This is a genomic window from Acinetobacter albensis (genome assembly GCF_900095025.1).
In the GTDB taxonomy this organism is placed as follows: domain Bacteria; phylum Pseudomonadota; class Gammaproteobacteria; order Pseudomonadales; family Moraxellaceae; genus Acinetobacter; species Acinetobacter albensis.
This window is the reverse complement of record NZ_FMBK01000005.1, coordinates 127,740-145,444: the sequence shown is the minus strand read 5'-3', so window position 1 is coordinate 145,444 and position 17,705 is coordinate 127,740. Positions and strand designations below refer to the sequence as shown.

The window sequence follows — 17,705 nt, the reverse complement described above, 5'->3', positions numbered from 1 at the left end:
TCTAACAAATAATAAAATCCAACTTTGAAAAGCTATAGTAATTATTATTAAAGCTTTTCAATTATTTGTTCTTCATATTCAAAGTATTTATTACTTTCTGCATTATAATTAAAAGAAATATCCTTAATAATTTTCTCTAAATCTAGCTCTTTTTCTTTATCATAAAAATCTTTAGGAAGATTTTTTACAAGCTTATATTTCCAAATATATTGTTCCCACCCTTTACCAAAAACACTTAAGCTATTTACAATAAGTAATGCTTGTTCATACGTATTCAGTTGAATTCTTAGTTTCCTTACATAATCTTTATATATTTCATCATTCTCTTCTCCCTCTTGATAGCTATCAATCATTTTTATTGTATGAAACAAATGACGATAATAATGTCCTAAACGTGTCTGATGACCTCCAAACAATTTGTAAGGAAAATCTTTTTTCTTACGAATTTTTTCACGGATTCTATTGTTTGAGAGAAAATCTACGACATTAGAAACATACAACTTATCTCCAAATCTAGATTCTAAATAATATTTCAGCGTTCTATTTGAACGCTTACCTACTCCAATGAAAAAACAATAAAAAGAAATTTCAACTAAATATTTATTTTCTAGTTTTTCTTTAAAAAAAACTTGCTGTCTTTTCAAAGAAAATATTGAACGCCTAATATTATTGAATTCTTCTGTATGCTTATTATTAATTAACTCCAAAATTAGCATTAACTCTCTAAACATCAAAAGAATTGCTTTTACACCTTTTATTTCTTTACCTGTAATTGTATTGATCTCTATATTTTTAACATTTTCACGATGAACTTGTAAAAGATGAAAAAAATGATCTTCAAATCGCTGTTGCTTAACTCTCAAGCCCTCTTTCTTATATGTTTTATTAGAAAAGTACACTGCAAGTACAGTTAAGAACAAAATAAAAAAACTTGTTAAACCCGAAAAGTAACTCCCTAAATAGCCAAGATTCTCAATATAATATTCTTTTTTTTCAAACCCTGAGTATTCTATAAACATATAAATACCTATTAAGATACCTATACATCCTAAAAAACTAAAAAAGCATAGTATATATGTCAACCAATAATTTGGTTTGTCACTCATTAGTCTTTCAAATAATATTTTCGGCATAAATCTAAAAAAAGGGCTGATTACTCAGCCCTTATCATATACTGCTTATTACTTAATTTTCAAAGTAAATCATAGATATGCTCTTGCGCTAGGGAAAGCCTTTCGGCTTTTCTCGATCCTAGCTCATTAAGACAATTGAGCAGCAGCAATTTTCTTCGTATCAACATCTTTAGCAGCGTCAGTATAGTCGCTCATTTTGTCAAAGCTTAAGTATTGATAGATGTCAGCTGACATGCTGTCAATTTGAGCTGCATATTGTTGGTATTCTTCTGGACTTGGCAATTTACCCAATACAGCAGCAACAGATGCAAGTTCAGCAGAAGCTAAGTAAACGTTCGCACCTTGACCTAAACGGTTCGGGAAGTTACGCGTAGAAGTCGATACACAAGTAGTGTTCGGCGCTACACGTGCTTGGTTACCCATACATAATGAACAACCTGGCATTTCAGTACGCGCGCCAGCTTTACCATAGATGTTATAGAAACCTTCTTCCATCAATTGACGTTCGTCCATACGCGTAGGTGGAGCAATCCACAAACGAGTTGACAATACGCCACCAGGAACTTTCTCTAACAACTTACCAGTTGCACGGAAGTGACCAATGTTCGTCATACATGAACCAACGAATACTTCGTCAATTTTCACGCCTTGAACATCAGAAAGCAATTTCGCATCATCTGGGTCGTTTGGACAGCAAAGAACTGGTTCAGTAATTGTAGCAAGGTCAATTTCATACACTTTCGTGTATTCAGCATCAGCATCAGCTTTAAGAAGTGATGGATTCGCTAACCATTTTTCCATGTTTTCAACACGACGAGCCATCGTACGCGCATCGCCATAACCTTCAGAAATCATCCACTTCAACATTGTGATGTTTGATTTCAGGTATTCAGCAACTTTCTCTTCAGAAAGCGTGATAGAACAACCTGCAGCAGAACGTTCAGCAGAAGCATCAGAAAGTTCGAATGCTTGCTCAACAGTTAGGTCAGTTTCCATTTCTGTAAGGTCAATTTCTAGAATACGACCAGAGAAGATGTTTTTCTTACCTTTCTTCTCTACAGTTAAGTCACCTTGCTGAATCGCAACGTAAGGAATTGCATGTACTAGGTCACGTAGAGTGATACCAGGTTGCATTTTACCCTTGAACTTAACAAGGATAGATTCAGGCATATCAAGTGGCATAACACCAGTCGCAGCAGCGAACGCTACAAGACCAGAACCCGCTGGGAATGAAATACCAATTGGGAAACGCGTATGTGAATCACCGCCTGTACCAACAGTATCTGGCATTAACATACGGTTTAACCACGAGTGAATAATACCGTCACCTGGGCGTAAAGACACACCACCACGATTCATAATGAAATCAGGAAGCGTATGTTGCATTTGAACGTCAACTGGCTTTGGATAAGCCGCAGTATGACAGAAAGACTGCATTACAAGATCAGCTGAGAAACCTAGGCAAGCTAAGTCTTTCAATTCATCACGCGTCATTGGACCAGTCGTATCTTGCGAACCAACAGTCGTCATCTTAGGTTCACAGTAAGTACCTGGAAGTACGCCTTGACCTTCAGGAAGACCACATGCGCGACCTACCATTTTCTGCGCTTGAGTGAAACCTTTGCCAGTCGCAGCAGGTTGAACTGGAACACGGAATAAAGTAGATGCAGCAAGACCTAAAGCTTCACGCGCTTTAGTGGTCAAACCACGACCAACGATTAAGTTGATACGGCCACCCGCACGAACTTCATCTAGAAGTACTGGAGTCTTAAGTTCAGCTTCAGCAATCACCGCACCGTCTTTAGACGCAGAAACTTTTGCAGCAGCATGATCAATGTTTAGAACGATTTCGTCGCCCATGTTCATGTTTGCAACATCAATCTCAATTGGTAACGCGCCAGCATCTTCCATGGTGTTGAAGAAAATCGGAGCTATTTTAGAACCTAGGCAGTAACCACCATCTTTTTTGTTCGGGATGTGCGCAATATCATCACCAAAGAACCAAAGTACAGAGTTCGTTGCAGATTTACGGCTTGAACCCGTACCAACAACATCACCTACGTAAGCAACTTGGTTGCCTTTCGCGATCAAGTCTTTAATTTGGTTTAATGGACCAACTTCACCAGGAACTTCTGGGTTGATACCGTCACGTACGTTTTTAAGCATTGCATTTGCGTGCAATGGAATGTCTGGACGGCTCCACGCGTCTTGTGCAGGTGACAAGTCGTCTGTGTTGGTTTCGCCAGTTACTTTGAAAACCGTTAGTTTAATTTCAGATGGAACGTCTGGACGACTTGTGAACCATTCAGCATCAGCCCAAGACTGCATAACAGCTTGTGCATTTACGTTACCTGCTTTTGCTTTATCTGCAACGTCATGGAACGCATCAAATACAAGTAAAGTTTTTTTCAAAGCTTCAGCAGCAAGTTCAGAAAGCTCTGCATCATCTAGAAGAGTAACTAAAGGAGCAACGTTATAACCACCAAGCATAGTACCTAGCAAGTAAACAGCACGTTCTTTAGATAATAGTGGAGAAGTTGCTTCACCTTTAGCCAAAGCGGCCAAGAAAGCAGCTTTAACATATGCAGCTTGGTCAACACCTGCTGGCACACGGTTTTCAATTAAATCAACGAGGAATGCTTCTTCACCAGCTGGTGGATTTTTTAACAATTCAACCAACTCAGCAGTTTGAGCATCATCAAGTGGCTTCGGTGGGACTCCGAGTGCGGCACGTTCTTCTACGTGTTGGCGGTAAGCTTCTAGCACAGTGTTATTCCTCTTTTTAAAAAATTACTCATGAATTCCAGCTTGTTCAAAGCCTCAAGAGCAATATGGACTGTCAAATTTTACTAAAAATCAAGGCAAAAGTTAATGCTATATGGGTGTTTATTCATGATGCCCATTATTTACTAAATAAATGATGATAATGAGTAAGCTGATTTCACGGCTGATTTTTAAGCGATTAAAGTTAAATAACTTTTCATCATAAATAATGATAAACATAATGCCTGATTGAATTGCTTTTCAAAATACCACCTTAGTGGATTCCAATCCAATATTTAGTACTGCTAGATATTGGATTATAACCTTCAGTTTTTAGCGATAAACCTCTAAAACATCTTTATTCAGCATAGCATGTTCTCTACTAGCAAATAAAAATTAGAACTTGAACAAACTTATATTTTGATATCTCCCTATTCAATTCTGATTTTTTAAGCTTTATATAGAATTTGATAGTTATATGATAACCCAGTGAATAAGCTGCTTTAACAATAATATTCTAGTCATGACATTAAACTGATGCGTTAGGTTTAATTTTTAAAACTCAAATTTCACCTTACGCTATGTATTAATTTTAAATAGTTATTAAAGATAACTGTTAAAAATTTAACATTAATTTTTCGCTTAGGCTATTTTGTTTATGCTTTTTGTGTTGACAACCCGGTTATTAAAACGGCTTGTAGTTTGGTAAGGTGTCATGTGGCGTTGCCAAACACTTATCTGTCATTTTTTGCTTAAATTGCTTACGTGTGCCCTCTGGATCTGCCTTAATCTGCTCTAACGGAAAAGCATAAACTTGCTCAATCGTATCTAAAATAAATGTTTTTGTAGTGTTATCTTCAACTTTATTGGCATGTTCTAAAGCTGCTTTTTTATCAATTGCATTTTGGCGATCAAACATGATTGTGCTTGCTGCATTGCCGACACTTGTACAATAGCCTTTCCACTGCTCTTCAACGGTCAATGGTTTTTTTTCTGCACAGCCGATTACACTCAGTGATAACGCTACAACCAGTAATTTATTCATGAATAATCTCCTATTTTCCTTATCATAATCAAACTGAAGAGAAATGCGAAACTTCATTTTACCCTTACAAGAAATATTTTTGAAAAATAAATAATGAACATAAAAAAAGCCTAATCTGGGTAGATTAGGCTATAAACTTTGAATCTTTTTCGTTGGTAGCGGGAGCTGGATTTGAACCAACGACCTTCGGGTTATGAGCCCGACGAGCTACCAGACTGCTCCATCCCGCATCAACGAGTGTGCTTTATACGCTTTAGTACGTAATAAAGCAACCTTTACTTTAATTTAGGATAAAAATAAAACTTTTAGCTAGCACATCGCTGTACTCATAGGTGTTCAATCCGTATCAAATTGCAGCAATATTTATATATTAATATAAATTTCAATATATTAGCTAAATAAATAATATCGTCCGCTAAAAAATCTAGCATACCTACTTTAATTTTCGCTTTGTTAACTACAATAATTATTTTAAAAAAAATTTAAATAATTAATTGATTTATATACAAATTAAAACTGATATTCAGATAAAAGCACAATTAGTGTGATAATTAGTTGCATCTTATTAAATACAGCTGTATTATAGATCTCAACTAGAAAAATAGTGTGTTCTGGTAAATCTTTTTGTATTTCGCAGTTTTAGTCATAATCCTTCGTTTTTTCAGATTTAAAGTTACATTCTTATTTTCAAGTTGTCATCAGGCTTTTAATTAAGCCAAAAAATATTAAGGTTTATAGGATTGTATTATGTCTAATACTGTTAAAGGTACTGTTAAGTGGTTTAACGAAACTAAAGGTTTCGGTTTTATTCAACAAGAGAACGGTCCTGACGTTTTTGCTCATTTCAGCGAAATCGCTAACTCTGGTTTCAAAACTTTGGCTGAAGGCCAACAAGTTGAATTCAGCATTACTCAAGGTCAAAAAGGCCCGAATGCTGTAAACATCGTAGCACTATAATTTAAAATTATTCTTACTTGTTAAGATAATTGAAGATTTAAAAAGCGAGAGTTGACTCTCGCTTTTTTGTATTTATTTTATCCATAATAATTAAAATTTTACCCTGACCTTCTTTTACTTCCTGTTTTTTAGAATTACCTACAATTTGTTTAGACAAAATAATATTGGACAATACAATTCCTCTGAATTGGTATAGTTTCTTATAATATAAAAAATAATTTTTTAAATTTAATTATAAATGGGATTATTGACCAAAAATTTTGGATCATTTTCAATATTTTAGATATACATCAAATATTCTTTATATAAACATGACATCATTATTAAATAAGAATAATTTCCTGTATTCATTAGATGATTAAACAGCATAACCTAGAATAAATCTAAGAATTGGAAGCCACTTTAAACCAATAGAAATATTAAAAAATTTTAAAATAAATTATGATCAGATATAAGTAAAAATGCTGATATATTTAGAATAAGATTGATAAAGAATGGAGTACATTCACTTGAATAAAATAAAAAATCATGTTCTTAAAATATTATTAGGCTGTTTAAGCATAAGTTCTGCATCCGTAATTGCATCTCCATCAATTTCTTCTCCCAGCACAGCTCAAATACCAACTGTATTACTTACAAATCCAGGAACTTTATTATCCCTACAACCACAACCAACAGATTTATTTTCAAATGCATCACAACGATTTTTAATGACCTATCGGAGTCGTGGAATACAATCAGAACCGATTGTAGCTTCTGGATTTATCCTATTACCTAAAGGGAAAGCACCAAAAGGTGGTTGGCCAATTTTAGCTTGGGCGCACGGCACAACTGGTGTTGCGGATACTTGTGCTCCCTCGGGTGATTATGTAGATGGACCTGTCCACGCTTATCAACAAGTCGTAGCAAAAGCATTAAATGCTTGGCTTGCTCGTGGATATGTAGTAGTAGCACCAGACTATCAAGGTCTAGGTACACCCGGCGAACATCCATATATGAATGCTCGGAGTCAATTACATACTGTCGTTGATGCTGTCAGGGCGATTCACCTTTTAAAGCCAAATCAGTTAAGTAAGAACTGGTTTGTCATGGGGCATAGTCAAGGAGGCGCTGCCTCTCTTGCTGTCGCAGCGTATGGACAAAAAGATGCACCCGAGCTTAATTTACGTGGTGCAATAGCACTCGCACCTGGTGGCTATCAATATCAAGGAATTGCCGAATACGTGGTCAATAATCCTGAACCTGACAAAAGTGTTGCTGCATTCTTCCCGATCGTGCTTTTAGGTGCTGAAGCAGCAGACCCAAACCTTGCGCCTGCAAATTTAATTAGTCCAGACATGGAGAAAATTCTTAATACTGCACGTAGTCGTTGTTTGTCTGAATTGCAATCTAACTTAAAAGAATCTCCCAAGTCTGTTTTCAAACCAAATGCAAATCTAAACCCTTTGATTCACTATTTAAAAAAACAATCTATTGAAAATATGATTCCCACTGTTCCAGTGATGCTTGTTCAGGGTGAAAAAGACCATTTAGTAGATTCACGAGGCACGTATGCATACTATCAACAAATTTGTACTGCACAAAAACCTATTAAATTTCATTCTATCAAGGATGGCGATCATCGTGACTCTTTGAAACAAAGCGAATTCTTAATTGGAGACTTTATAAATTCAGTTGAGAAGGAAAAGGTCACAAATCTCTGTAGTAAAAAATGACTTAAATCATATTGCTCAGGCTAAATGGGTTACCTAGCGTAATCCATATTTCTATGTTAATAAAAAATTAATTAGTTAAAAGTATTCATATATAAGTAAAAAACACCAGCAATTAGTCATATTTTACGCTATCTATACTCAAGCGCTTCGAATCAGCAGCGTGTTTGGCTAGTGTTGGATATCTGGTATGCAAGCATATCTTCTATAACTCAATGCTGATAAAAATTTAGACAGTTTCTAATAAGGTGTACTATATTAGTTTTAAACACATTAAATATCTGAAAATAAACTTAATTCGTAGGGTCAATAATGAATAATAAACTAAAAATGATATTTTGTATCGTCACACTCTTAAACTTGGGAGCATGTGTAGGCAATATGAATCCAACAGGTGGCAATAGTCGACCTGATTATCCCTATTACGTCACTACACAACCGATAATTGTAAAAAAGATTCCTATACCTGTAGGTACAAAACTAGAATATGAAGAACAATATTTTAAATCAGGACAGCAAAATTCGTTACTTAATGAGAAAAAACTGGTTGCTATTTACTTCCCAAAAGATCAATCAATGAATTGGGCTGGTGTACCGATTGGCACTATTAACAAATATTTTAACTCAGAAATGAAAGGTTTTTCTGTATATGCACGTTTCGAACAAATTCCGAGCAATCAGCAGACGAGGTTTTCTCAACTTTGGCAAAAATGTGATGACAACTTAGGCATCAGTGTTAGAAATACCGATGATTGGACCTTTAATCTCAATAATATTGCTGATATAGACAGTTGCAGTGTCAATTATCAACGCTATTTTAAAAATAATTTGCAACAGCAACATTATCTTGATCAGCTTTATCAGGAAATGCGAAAAGCAGGAACAATAAAGTAATGTTCACGAATGAATAAGAGTAATTACCTGAAATTCTTCCTCATCCAAAGAAGTTTTTCAATTCCTCTACCATGCACCAAGATTGATAGCCATTTTCTTAAAAAAGAATGAGCTGTGTAGTCTGCTAATAGTCATTAGAATACAAAGATTTAAGTAAAATAAGCTTTAGGATCTATAAGATTATTAAAGTACTTATAACGTCTCCATAATTAAATGGTTCACGGTCTATTAGAGACTGCCCTTTTTAACAATCTAGTAACACCAAAATGAGACTTAATTGAGTTTCATTTCAAACTTAATCTGTATATTCGAAATTTCCCGATTAAACCTGAAACTACTCAACAGTCTACACACCAATTTAAAGTGTAGATAAAATCCAATAAAGTAATATACATAATAATAATTTACTAAATCCTATCTTTTTAAATTATCAGAATCTCCAATTATAAAACACGTCAATCGCTCTTTCTAAAGACTGACTGGCTTCTAAATACAAGCGTTTATTCATTTGATAACGTAAAGTTAATTTATTGACTGGTGTAAATACACCCACCCCATAACGGATAAATAAATCTGGAGTAAGATAACCCGTTACACTGACTTGTGTATCATCTCCTGTACCTTGTGCATCTAAGGCCAAGCCACTTAAACCAAAAGTACGTCCAATTTGATTGGTTAGAGCACGTGTCCCACCTAAGCCCATGCTGATTCCCGCGGCAGCAATGGTATTATTGACATCTGATTTGAAACCTTCTGCCTGACTGATTCCACTACTTCCCTCGTTAATTCGCCCTGTAACCAAAGCATTTAGGGCTTCTTGTTCTGATAACCCAGCTTCATTATAAATTTGAATATTTGGACTAGTTGCAGTTCCTGTGACACGAACACCAACCAGACTTCCTTGCACATTTTTATTAGCATCAACATCGAGTGTTGGATTCGATAATGGACCATTAAAGCGTGCAATAGCACGGTTTAGATCTAAACTTTGTCCGTAGGCTTCAATTTTCACTCGTTGACTAACACCAATCGCCCCATTAGCACGCATTGCAGTTTCAAGCCCGCGTTGTGAAAGATATAAGCGTCCAAGTAAAGGAATACGACTATCAAAACCTTGGAAGATGACTTGATTACCTAAATTTACCATAATATCTGCACGAATATCCCAAGGTCTTGCCGCTTTCAATATTGCCAATTGATCATCACCCTCATGCACTATACGCACATCAGAAGATAAATTAACCACGGGTGCCGAAGCTTCTGGCATGGAAATTAAAGCACGTGGTACTTCAACTTTACCGTTTAACGTTAATTTTTTCTGCATCGGCAAAACATCAAGTGTTAAATCTGGTGTAATAACCGCAGTGATGAGTGGCGCTTGGCGTACAAGTAAATTTTCACCTTTTAAATGCAACTGAATACGTGGATCATTTTTCCAATCAATATTGCCTGTTATTAATCCCACACCTTGTCCACTATTAAATGCACCATTGATACTGGCACGATCTTGGCGAATAGAGGAATAAACTTGAATGTTATTCAAATTTACGGGTAATGAAATCATACTAATGGCACCATCTTTAAGACGCATTTCACCATTAAATAAAGGTTGCGTTAAAGTTCCTGCTATTTTTCCTGCCAAAGATAAGGTTCCACTCAATGCACGCACATCTTGAATAAAAGGTTTGAAAACTTTTAATTGCACTTCATTAAAAGCAATTTCACCACGCATGGGTTTACTGTCTTTATATGGATCAATAATAACATTGGCATAACCTGTACCAATATCAGGTGTTTTAACATCAAGTCGTACTTGTAAACCTTCTGAAACACTTTTGGCAATTAAGCCAATTTCATTGTAGCTTAACGTAGAGCCTACATCTTGAGGGTCTTCTGCTGCTAAACCAATGACACCATTTCGAGTCACCAATCTGGCATCAATTTTAGGTTTAGTTCCTTGTGCCCACACGGCTTTGGCATACCCATTGACTTTGCCAGTAATTGCCAAATCTTCTGGCATGAAAGCAGCAAAATCATTTAAATCAACATTTTTAGTGACAAAAGATACATTACCTTTGATTTTACTTACACGAATCGGTTGATCGAAACACAATTCACTTTGTTGACTGGTCCAGCAGTGTGCGCCTACAAAGACTTCCGTTTTGGCTGAATTATAAATAACGGATGCATTTTGACGTTGCACCAAACGTGCACGTAAAGAGTCAAAATCACCCTTTTGAATTTGACCGAGCCAATTATTTTGTGCATTAAAACCACCTGCCAGCTGTACATAAAATTTTGACAGTTTATTTTGTGCCTGAACTTTTAAAATATGTGCTTCACGAGTACCCGCTAAAGAAATTTCACCTTGCTGAATTTCACGTGAGCCACTTTTCAAACTGTCCATTTTTGCAGTTAATAAAGTTGGTGTTCGCGCAGATGTTGGTAATTCACCTTGAATACGTAATTTTTTAATGCTTAATAGATTATTAAAACCGAAGTCATCTACTGCTAAATTTGCAGTTGCTTGTAAGCGTGGTTGTGACTGAACATTTAAGTAACCATAAGCTCGACCACGAAGTCCGCTATAAACCTCATAAAGTGCAGGTGCATTGATTTTCAATCTTAAATTTTGTGCATTTCCTGTGGCTTGAATTTGGTTTTTAGCATAGGCCAAATATAAGTTATTGGCTTCAAATTGTTGCGGTAAAAAACCTTTTTGATTTGAATTTAAGACCACTGCTAAATTTCCTGTACCACGAACAGGTTTATTGTTTATCACGCCAGCCAAATTTAGTTTTTCAATATTAATTCTTTTGAGTGCATCTGACCAAACACCTTGTGTTTTGACATTACCTGATAGTTCACCTCGAACAGAGGAAATGAAATAATGCGGTTTAAACCGAACTAGAGATGCATTTACATTCCAACCAATACCCTTTTTCAGGTTGACTAGACCACTTGCAAATATTTTTCCAGCAATACCTGAATGCTGTAATTCGGCTATTTTAATCAGCTCGGGTGTACCAGAAACTTTAATTTTAAGTAAACCTTCACTGGCTGCAATTTGACTGGCATTTAATGCACCATCATAATTTACTGCAAAACTTTTAAAACCACCACCAGCCTTTGCATCATGGAATAGAATGGCTGCTGTACTACGACCAGTTAAGCGAACTGTTTCATTGTTATTTTGTTGTGCCAACCGACCCGTTAGATTAATGGCATTAAAATTAATCAATTGCTGATTAGGCTTAGCAAAACCATTTGCTTTGATTTGTCCATTTAACAAGTTTACTGGTGCTGCTACAGCTACACTTTGCGGATTAAAATTTTTCGCATTTAGAATGGCATTCCATTTTAATTGACGCTTATCTGAAGGCAAGTCTACTTTCGCACTCCCACTTAAACTGCCTTTTCCAGCCACATAACTAAATTGCGGTACATTTAAATCATTATTTTTAAGATTGAGTTGAGCTGTATACAAACCCTCAGGTAAAGCGCCTTGATCATGCCGAGTCACATAGGTTGCAACATGAATATTTTGCTGACCTTCGACTAATGCCAATTTAACATCACCCGACTGGCTATTTAACCAGCCCACATAAGGTACGGCGCGATTAATATTTTGCCAAGCAACATTTAACTGCATCGGATTGGGTTTATTGCTTTTCTGTTCAGCTTGATCCAGCTTTAAATTCCATGTTTCATAGCGATCGAAATCGATCAAAGCTGTCAAATGCATGCCTTTATCTAAAGCGCCCTTAGAGGCAATTTTAGCATCTAGACTCGGGGGTAAAAAATCTTGAATGGCTTGTGGAATCAATTTGTCTTTAGGATTGATCTTATCCAAGCGACCATTCACATCCCAAGTAACGTGATCTTTCCAGCCAACGATACCCGCAAGATTCACCGCACCATTCATGAGTTGACCATTTAGATTGGTGATGTCTAATTGCTGCACCAAATCGGTAAACATAGAAGCATTGTACTGACCTTCGGGAATATTTTTTCCACTTAAATCTGTAATAACATCAATATCTAAACGTTGAATATCACCTTTGAATTTTGCATTACCATTTTTACTGAACAGTTGTTGTTCTAACATTAATGGCCAATGATATTGTTTAAACTGTAACTCCCCAAACATAGGCACGTCTTTACGCACAGGATGCACAACCGCCCAACCTGTTAGTAAATCCGGGGTATTTGTCGCAATGCCAGCTTGAATAGTATCTAAAGTCCCTTTGGCAACCACTTTGATATCATGAATATTTAAATTTTTGTTTAAGGATGGAAGATTGACATCTGCAACAGCATTTAATGGGTACTTCCCTTCAAATTTCATATTACCTGTAGCATTTTTAACTGCCAAATATCCCATATCCATGCGAGAGTTTTCAAATTTCAGTTCAGTTCCCGACCAGAGTGCATCACTTAAATATACATCTTTAAATTGTATGCTAGAGGTTGATGTTTTGATGACCAAATGATCAATATCAGCACTATCTAAACGCAGCACAAAAGGTAGACGGATTTCACTGAACTTAAAGGGTTCATCGCTCGACGGATTTTTAGAAATGACTTGCAAATTACGCACATCAGCACGATTAAGATGAATTTCTTTTTTAAGAATTGCACGCCAACCTAATTTGATATCCGCACGATCAATTTTTACATCAACTGGTTTTAAGGTCACTAAAACATTTTTAAGAATAATGCCCTGTAATAAATTTCCGCCTTCATATTCGTAATGAATAATTTGCTGGCGTTCTAAAACCCGATCAAGTAGAAACTTACTGCCCTTATCAGTGCTAAACATCACGGCAAAAGAAGCAACAAGCAAAACCAACACGATCAGTAAAGTGAGTAAAACACTCCTTAAAATCCGACGTTTTTTTGGCCGAGGTGTTTTCGTGTCTTGTTGTTGTTCTACTTCAGCCATAATACTCTCTGAAAATTAAATGTTATAGTTGGGGGCCAATAAAGAAATGTATACGTATCGGGTGGTTATCATCTGAAATACCCGACGCGACATCAATCCGAATAGGTCCAATCGGTGATGCCCAACGCACGCCTAAACCGAAACTATAAGCAGTCGGAGTATTGAAATCCTGATCATATGCATTTCCCACATCACTAAATACAGCTGCACGCCAACCTTCTTTAAACTGGTAATTATATTCTAAAGATCCTACAGCTAAAGCCTGCCCACCAATTTTGAATCCGTTTTGTTCTGGCGATAAACTTTTGTAATCAAAACCACGTAGTGTTTGATCACCACCGGTAAAATAACGCAAATTATAAGGTACTTTGTTAAAATCTTCGGTGAAGATATAGCCTAAATCACCACGCCCCACAAACTGATGATCATCAGTTTCACCTAATGAATAAATAAAACGCCAACCTGCATTGATAATAGCCATATCTGCATCAGACAATAAAGTCTCACTACCAATTTCTGCTTTATAGGTTTGCTTAAAGCCCTTGGTCGGGTTAACACGCTTATCACTGGTGGTACGGGAAACTTCATAACCAAACAGTAAAGATTGCTGCTCTTCGTTCGAATTGGCTAAGAAAGCATCTGGAATCTCATCAAAATCTGTTAAGCCATCTTGGGTAAGCTGATCCAAACGATAACGCAAGCCAAACGTATGTTGCCAACTTCCACGCGGGTTTTTAATAATTCGATCGACACCTGCCACAGCAGATTCAATCATTAATCCGTTACCTTGAGCAACGTCTTCACGTTCTTCGCGTTCATAGCCACCGACCAGACTAATATAGTCATTGAGTGGATGCTTATAAGGAATATTATAACGACCATCAATGGCCTGACGAATTTCAGAAAGCTCTAGATTGGCATCAAAAGAATGACCACGGCGGTTTACAATCGCCCGACGATACTGACCACGTAAACGGACACCTGTATCTGTACCATAGCCTAATCCCATTTCAGCACTGTTCAGACGGTCTGCGTTTAAAGTCACCACCACTGGAATTTTCTTTTCTTCTCGTGCTTGGGTTTTTAAACGTTCTTCTTCACTTTCTTGGGTATCTTGCTTAACACTCAAATGACGCATGTTTTGATCAGCTTCATTATTTGCAGTACCCGCAAATTGCCCTTCATCTACCACAGACTGTGTGACTTCTTTTGCTGAAACAACCTGTCGCTTAGCATCAGGTAAAACTTCATTTTCATTCACTTTCTGTTGATCGACCAAAGCCTGAATATCAGGTGGAAGCTCTAAGGGTTTTTCAATTGGGTCAGGTCGTACAGCATCCACTAAGGTGTAATTAAAATAACGTGAGTTAGTCAAATTATTGGCTAAACCATTTACACGCCAAAAAGTATAGTCTGCGCCATCTTGCCATGACACCATACTTTGCAAAACATCCATATCAATCGGAAAAGGTTTTGAAGGATCACTCATCCGAAATTCGACAGGTCCTAATTTATAACGCTCGCCCGTTTCGTAGCGTAAATTTACTTCTGCGGTATTTTGTGGTTGTGCGACTTTCACATCATGTAAACGCCAATATCCATCAAAAAAACCATTATTGGTCGAGGCTTCATTAATGCGATTTTTAGTTTCTTCATACAAACCGTGATTAAAAATATCGTCGACATCTTGATCAGGCAAAACACCAATCACTTGGAACTGTGGCTGATTTTCACCAGCGCCACTAAACTCAACAGTTTGCGCTTTAATCTGAACTGGAGAATTCGGAGTAACGTTGACTCGAACACGACTGTCACTTAATTTTTCAAACTTAAATTCAGCCTGATAAAAACCCACTGCTTGTGCTGCTTGATTCGACAAAGTTCGTAATTGGGGCAAGGCTGATGGAAAATCGCTAAACGATTCTTGTGTGAAACTGGATAATTTACCTTTAATATTGGCTTGTAAGTTTTCTAATGCTTGATTGTAGTCTTTTTTTGCAATATTACTGTCATTTTGCTGTGATGCAATCACCACATCGGCACTAATACGAGGAACTTTTGCAGCATTCATCGGACGCGAAGGTGTTATTTTATTTAACCAACGTTTAAAAAATCCTGTTTCTTCTTCTAATTCGTTTGCAACGCTTAATTCAGGCAAAGTTCTACCTGATTCATTTGCTTCCACGACTATTCGGCTATCCGCTTCAATAGTATTCATCAATTGATCAACATTGACTGGCGATTGATTAATTTCGACCAATTCTTGTTGTGTTACATCTGAGATGATTACCTCGGTAGATTGCCCAGCACGATATTGTTGTGCTTGATTTTTGGCATCTTCAGCAACTCGAAAAATTTCATCAGCCATTGATTGGCTAACGGGTTGAACTGGTAGTTCTTCTAAGTTTTCAAATTCAATTGGTTTAAATTCATCTATTGACTGAACAGCTTGTTCTTGTTGTTGCAGCATCGATAGACTATCAGGGCCTGTCTGCTCTTGTTGAAAACTTTCTATTTTCTCAATATTTTCAGGACTGTCCATGCCTTGTTTTGCAGCTTCATCCTTAAGTTGTTCTTCAAAGCCTGCCTGAGATACATTCTTATCTGATGACACTTCTTCTGCAAAACTTTGTTGGGCAAGCAATATTACAAACAGACTCAAACAAAAACGTTTATATTCATCATTCCACTGTATGATGGAACTCACACTTTGGGTAAGAGTCGACTTTTTAAAACTAAGTTTTGAAGGCATAAAGAACTCTAAACTCGTATAATATTTGTAATGGAAATTGCCCAATGAAAGCCCGCTAACAAACTCAATTCTATCGGAATTTTCACTAAAGTATAGGGTGAAAACATCATACATGATTTTTTATCGTGTTTTACCAAATGATCACATTTCTTAATAAAACTCAATGAAGTCCAGAAACCATGGAAAAAAATGAAAATCTTTTAGCGACACGTCGATTTTTACCGATGTTTATCACCCAGTTTTTTGGGGCACTTAATGACAATGTCTATAAACAATCATTGTTGTTGGTCATTACGTATGGGTGGATTAATCAACAAAGTGCTGATATCAGCACACTGAATAATCTTGCAGCGTTGTTGTTTATTTTACCTTATTTTATTTTTTCTGCGACAGCTGGTCAAATTGCCGATAAGTATGAACGCTCACAATTAGTACGAGGCATTAAAACCTTAGAAATTGTGATTATGCTAATCGGTTCAGCCGGCTTTTTATTGGGCCATTTATGGCTGTTGCTTTTGGCCTTATTTTTAATGGGGACGCATTCTACCTTTTTTGGTCCGATCAAATATGCCATTTTGCCTGAAATTTTAAAACCAAATGAGCTGATGTCAGGCAATGCTTTATTTCAGTCTGGTACATCAATTGCCATTTTAATTGGTATGATTTTAGGTGGTGCGGTCATTTCAGCATCACAAGGTAATTTAATCTGGATTAGTCTGACGGTTGTGACCATTGCTATTTTAGGCTATATCTCTAGTCGTTTTGTTTTAAAACAAAATGTCACATCCCCTGATTTGAAAATAGATTGGAATTTTTTCAGAACCAGTTTACAAACCTTAAAATATGCCAAAAGTTTACCGATTGTTTTTTTAATATTGCTTGGTAACTCTTGGTATTGGTTTTATGGCGCGACTTATCTCACGCAAATTCCGCAGTTAACACAACAGAACCTACATGCTTCTGAAAATGTAGTCAGCCTTTTATTGACTTTTTTCTCGGTTGGCATTGGTGTCGGTTCATTATTGTGTCGTAAAATTGGTGGATCAGAGGTTAATTTAAAAATGGTCCCTATTGGCGCGATAGGATTAACTTTTTTTGCATTTTATCTGGCTGCCAGTTTGGCTTTTGTACCCGAGCGCACGGGTGAAATGTTAGGTTTGAAAGAGATATTTACCCTAGGCTTAAGTTACTATCACGTTATGTTTGCCGTGACCTTATTGGGAATTAGTGGTGGTTTTTATATCGTTCCTTTATATGCAATGATGCAAGCTTTTTCCCCACGCTCACATAGAGCGCGAGTGGTCGCTGCAAATAATATTTTAAATGCAGTATTCATGGTGTCTTCAGCAATATTTTCAATTATTATTTTAAGTATCTTCAAAATTGATATTAAGATTCTTTTTAGTATTACTGCTATTTTGAGCGCTATTTTCACCACATGGCTTTTATTTAGACTCAAACCCCTGCTTGCTGCACATCAACAAGATGTTTTAGAGGATTAATG

The 17,705-nt window shown here is 36.5% G+C and carries 9 protein-coding genes and 1 tRNA gene; 4 read left to right on the top strand and 6 right to left on the bottom strand.

Annotation, left to right across the window (positions count from 1 at the left end; all coding sequences use genetic code 11):
• Positions 1-47: 47 nt before the first annotated feature.
• From GA0116959_RS05405 to GA0116959_RS05390, 4 genes are all read right to left on the bottom strand, one after another.
• Positions 48-1,106 (bottom strand): putative phage abortive infection protein, encoded by a 1,059-nt coding sequence (locus GA0116959_RS05405; RefSeq protein WP_171256869.1) that lies wholly within the window; start codon positions 1,104-1,106, stop codon positions 48-50.
• Positions 1,107-1,259: 153 nt separating this feature from the next.
• Complete coding sequence (locus GA0116959_RS05400; RefSeq protein ID WP_092719123.1) at positions 1,260-3,899, bottom strand: bifunctional aconitate hydratase 2/2-methylisocitrate dehydratase; 2,640 nt, start codon at positions 3,897-3,899, stop codon at positions 1,260-1,262.
• 682 nt (positions 3,900-4,581) lie between these two features.
• On the bottom strand, positions 4,582-4,941 hold the full coding sequence (locus GA0116959_RS05395) for a hypothetical protein (protein ID WP_053577988.1): 360 nt from the start codon (positions 4,939-4,941) through the stop codon (positions 4,582-4,584).
• 153 nt (positions 4,942-5,094) lie between these two features.
• Positions 5,095-5,171 (bottom strand) — tRNA-Met (locus GA0116959_RS05390).
• Between the two features lie 517 nt (positions 5,172-5,688).
• On the opposite strand from GA0116959_RS05390, the gene GA0116959_RS05385 reads away from it, so the two are divergent.
• From GA0116959_RS05385 to GA0116959_RS05375, 3 genes are all read left to right on the top strand, one after another.
• Entirely contained in the window at positions 5,689-5,898 is a 210-nt protein-coding gene (locus GA0116959_RS05385; protein ID WP_053577989.1) for a cold-shock protein, read from the top strand.
• A 509-nt stretch (positions 5,899-6,407) separates the two neighbouring features.
• Positions 6,408-7,613 carry an alpha/beta hydrolase family protein gene (locus tag GA0116959_RS05380; protein WP_425304200.1) on the top strand — a complete coding sequence of 402 codons (1,206 nt, stop codon included), beginning with the start codon at positions 6,408-6,410 and terminating at the stop codon, positions 7,611-7,613.
• Between the two features lie 309 nt (positions 7,614-7,922).
• The gene (locus GA0116959_RS05375; protein WP_092719117.1) at positions 7,923-8,504 is read left to right on the top strand and encodes a hypothetical protein; all 582 of its coding nucleotides are present in this window, start codon (positions 7,923-7,925) and stop codon (positions 8,502-8,504) included.
• A 430-nt stretch (positions 8,505-8,934) separates the two neighbouring features.
• Here GA0116959_RS05375 and GA0116959_RS05370 read toward each other — a convergent pair whose 3' ends face one another.
• The gene (locus GA0116959_RS05370; RefSeq protein ID WP_092719114.1) at positions 8,935-13,449 is read right to left on the bottom strand and encodes a translocation/assembly module TamB domain-containing protein; all 4,515 of its coding nucleotides are present in this window, start codon (positions 13,447-13,449) and stop codon (positions 8,935-8,937) included.
• A gap of 22 nt (positions 13,450-13,471) precedes the next feature.
• Positions 13,472-16,201, bottom strand: coding sequence for an autotransporter assembly complex protein TamA (locus tag GA0116959_RS05365; protein ID WP_092719111.1), 2,730 nt, complete (start codon positions 16,199-16,201; stop codon positions 13,472-13,474).
• A gap of 179 nt (positions 16,202-16,380) precedes the next feature.
• On the opposite strand from GA0116959_RS05365, the gene GA0116959_RS05360 reads away from it, so the two are divergent.
• Complete coding sequence (locus tag GA0116959_RS05360; protein ID WP_092719108.1) at positions 16,381-17,703, top strand: MFS transporter; 1,323 nt, start codon at positions 16,381-16,383, stop codon at positions 17,701-17,703.
• The last annotated feature ends 2 nt before the right edge of the window (positions 17,704-17,705 follow it).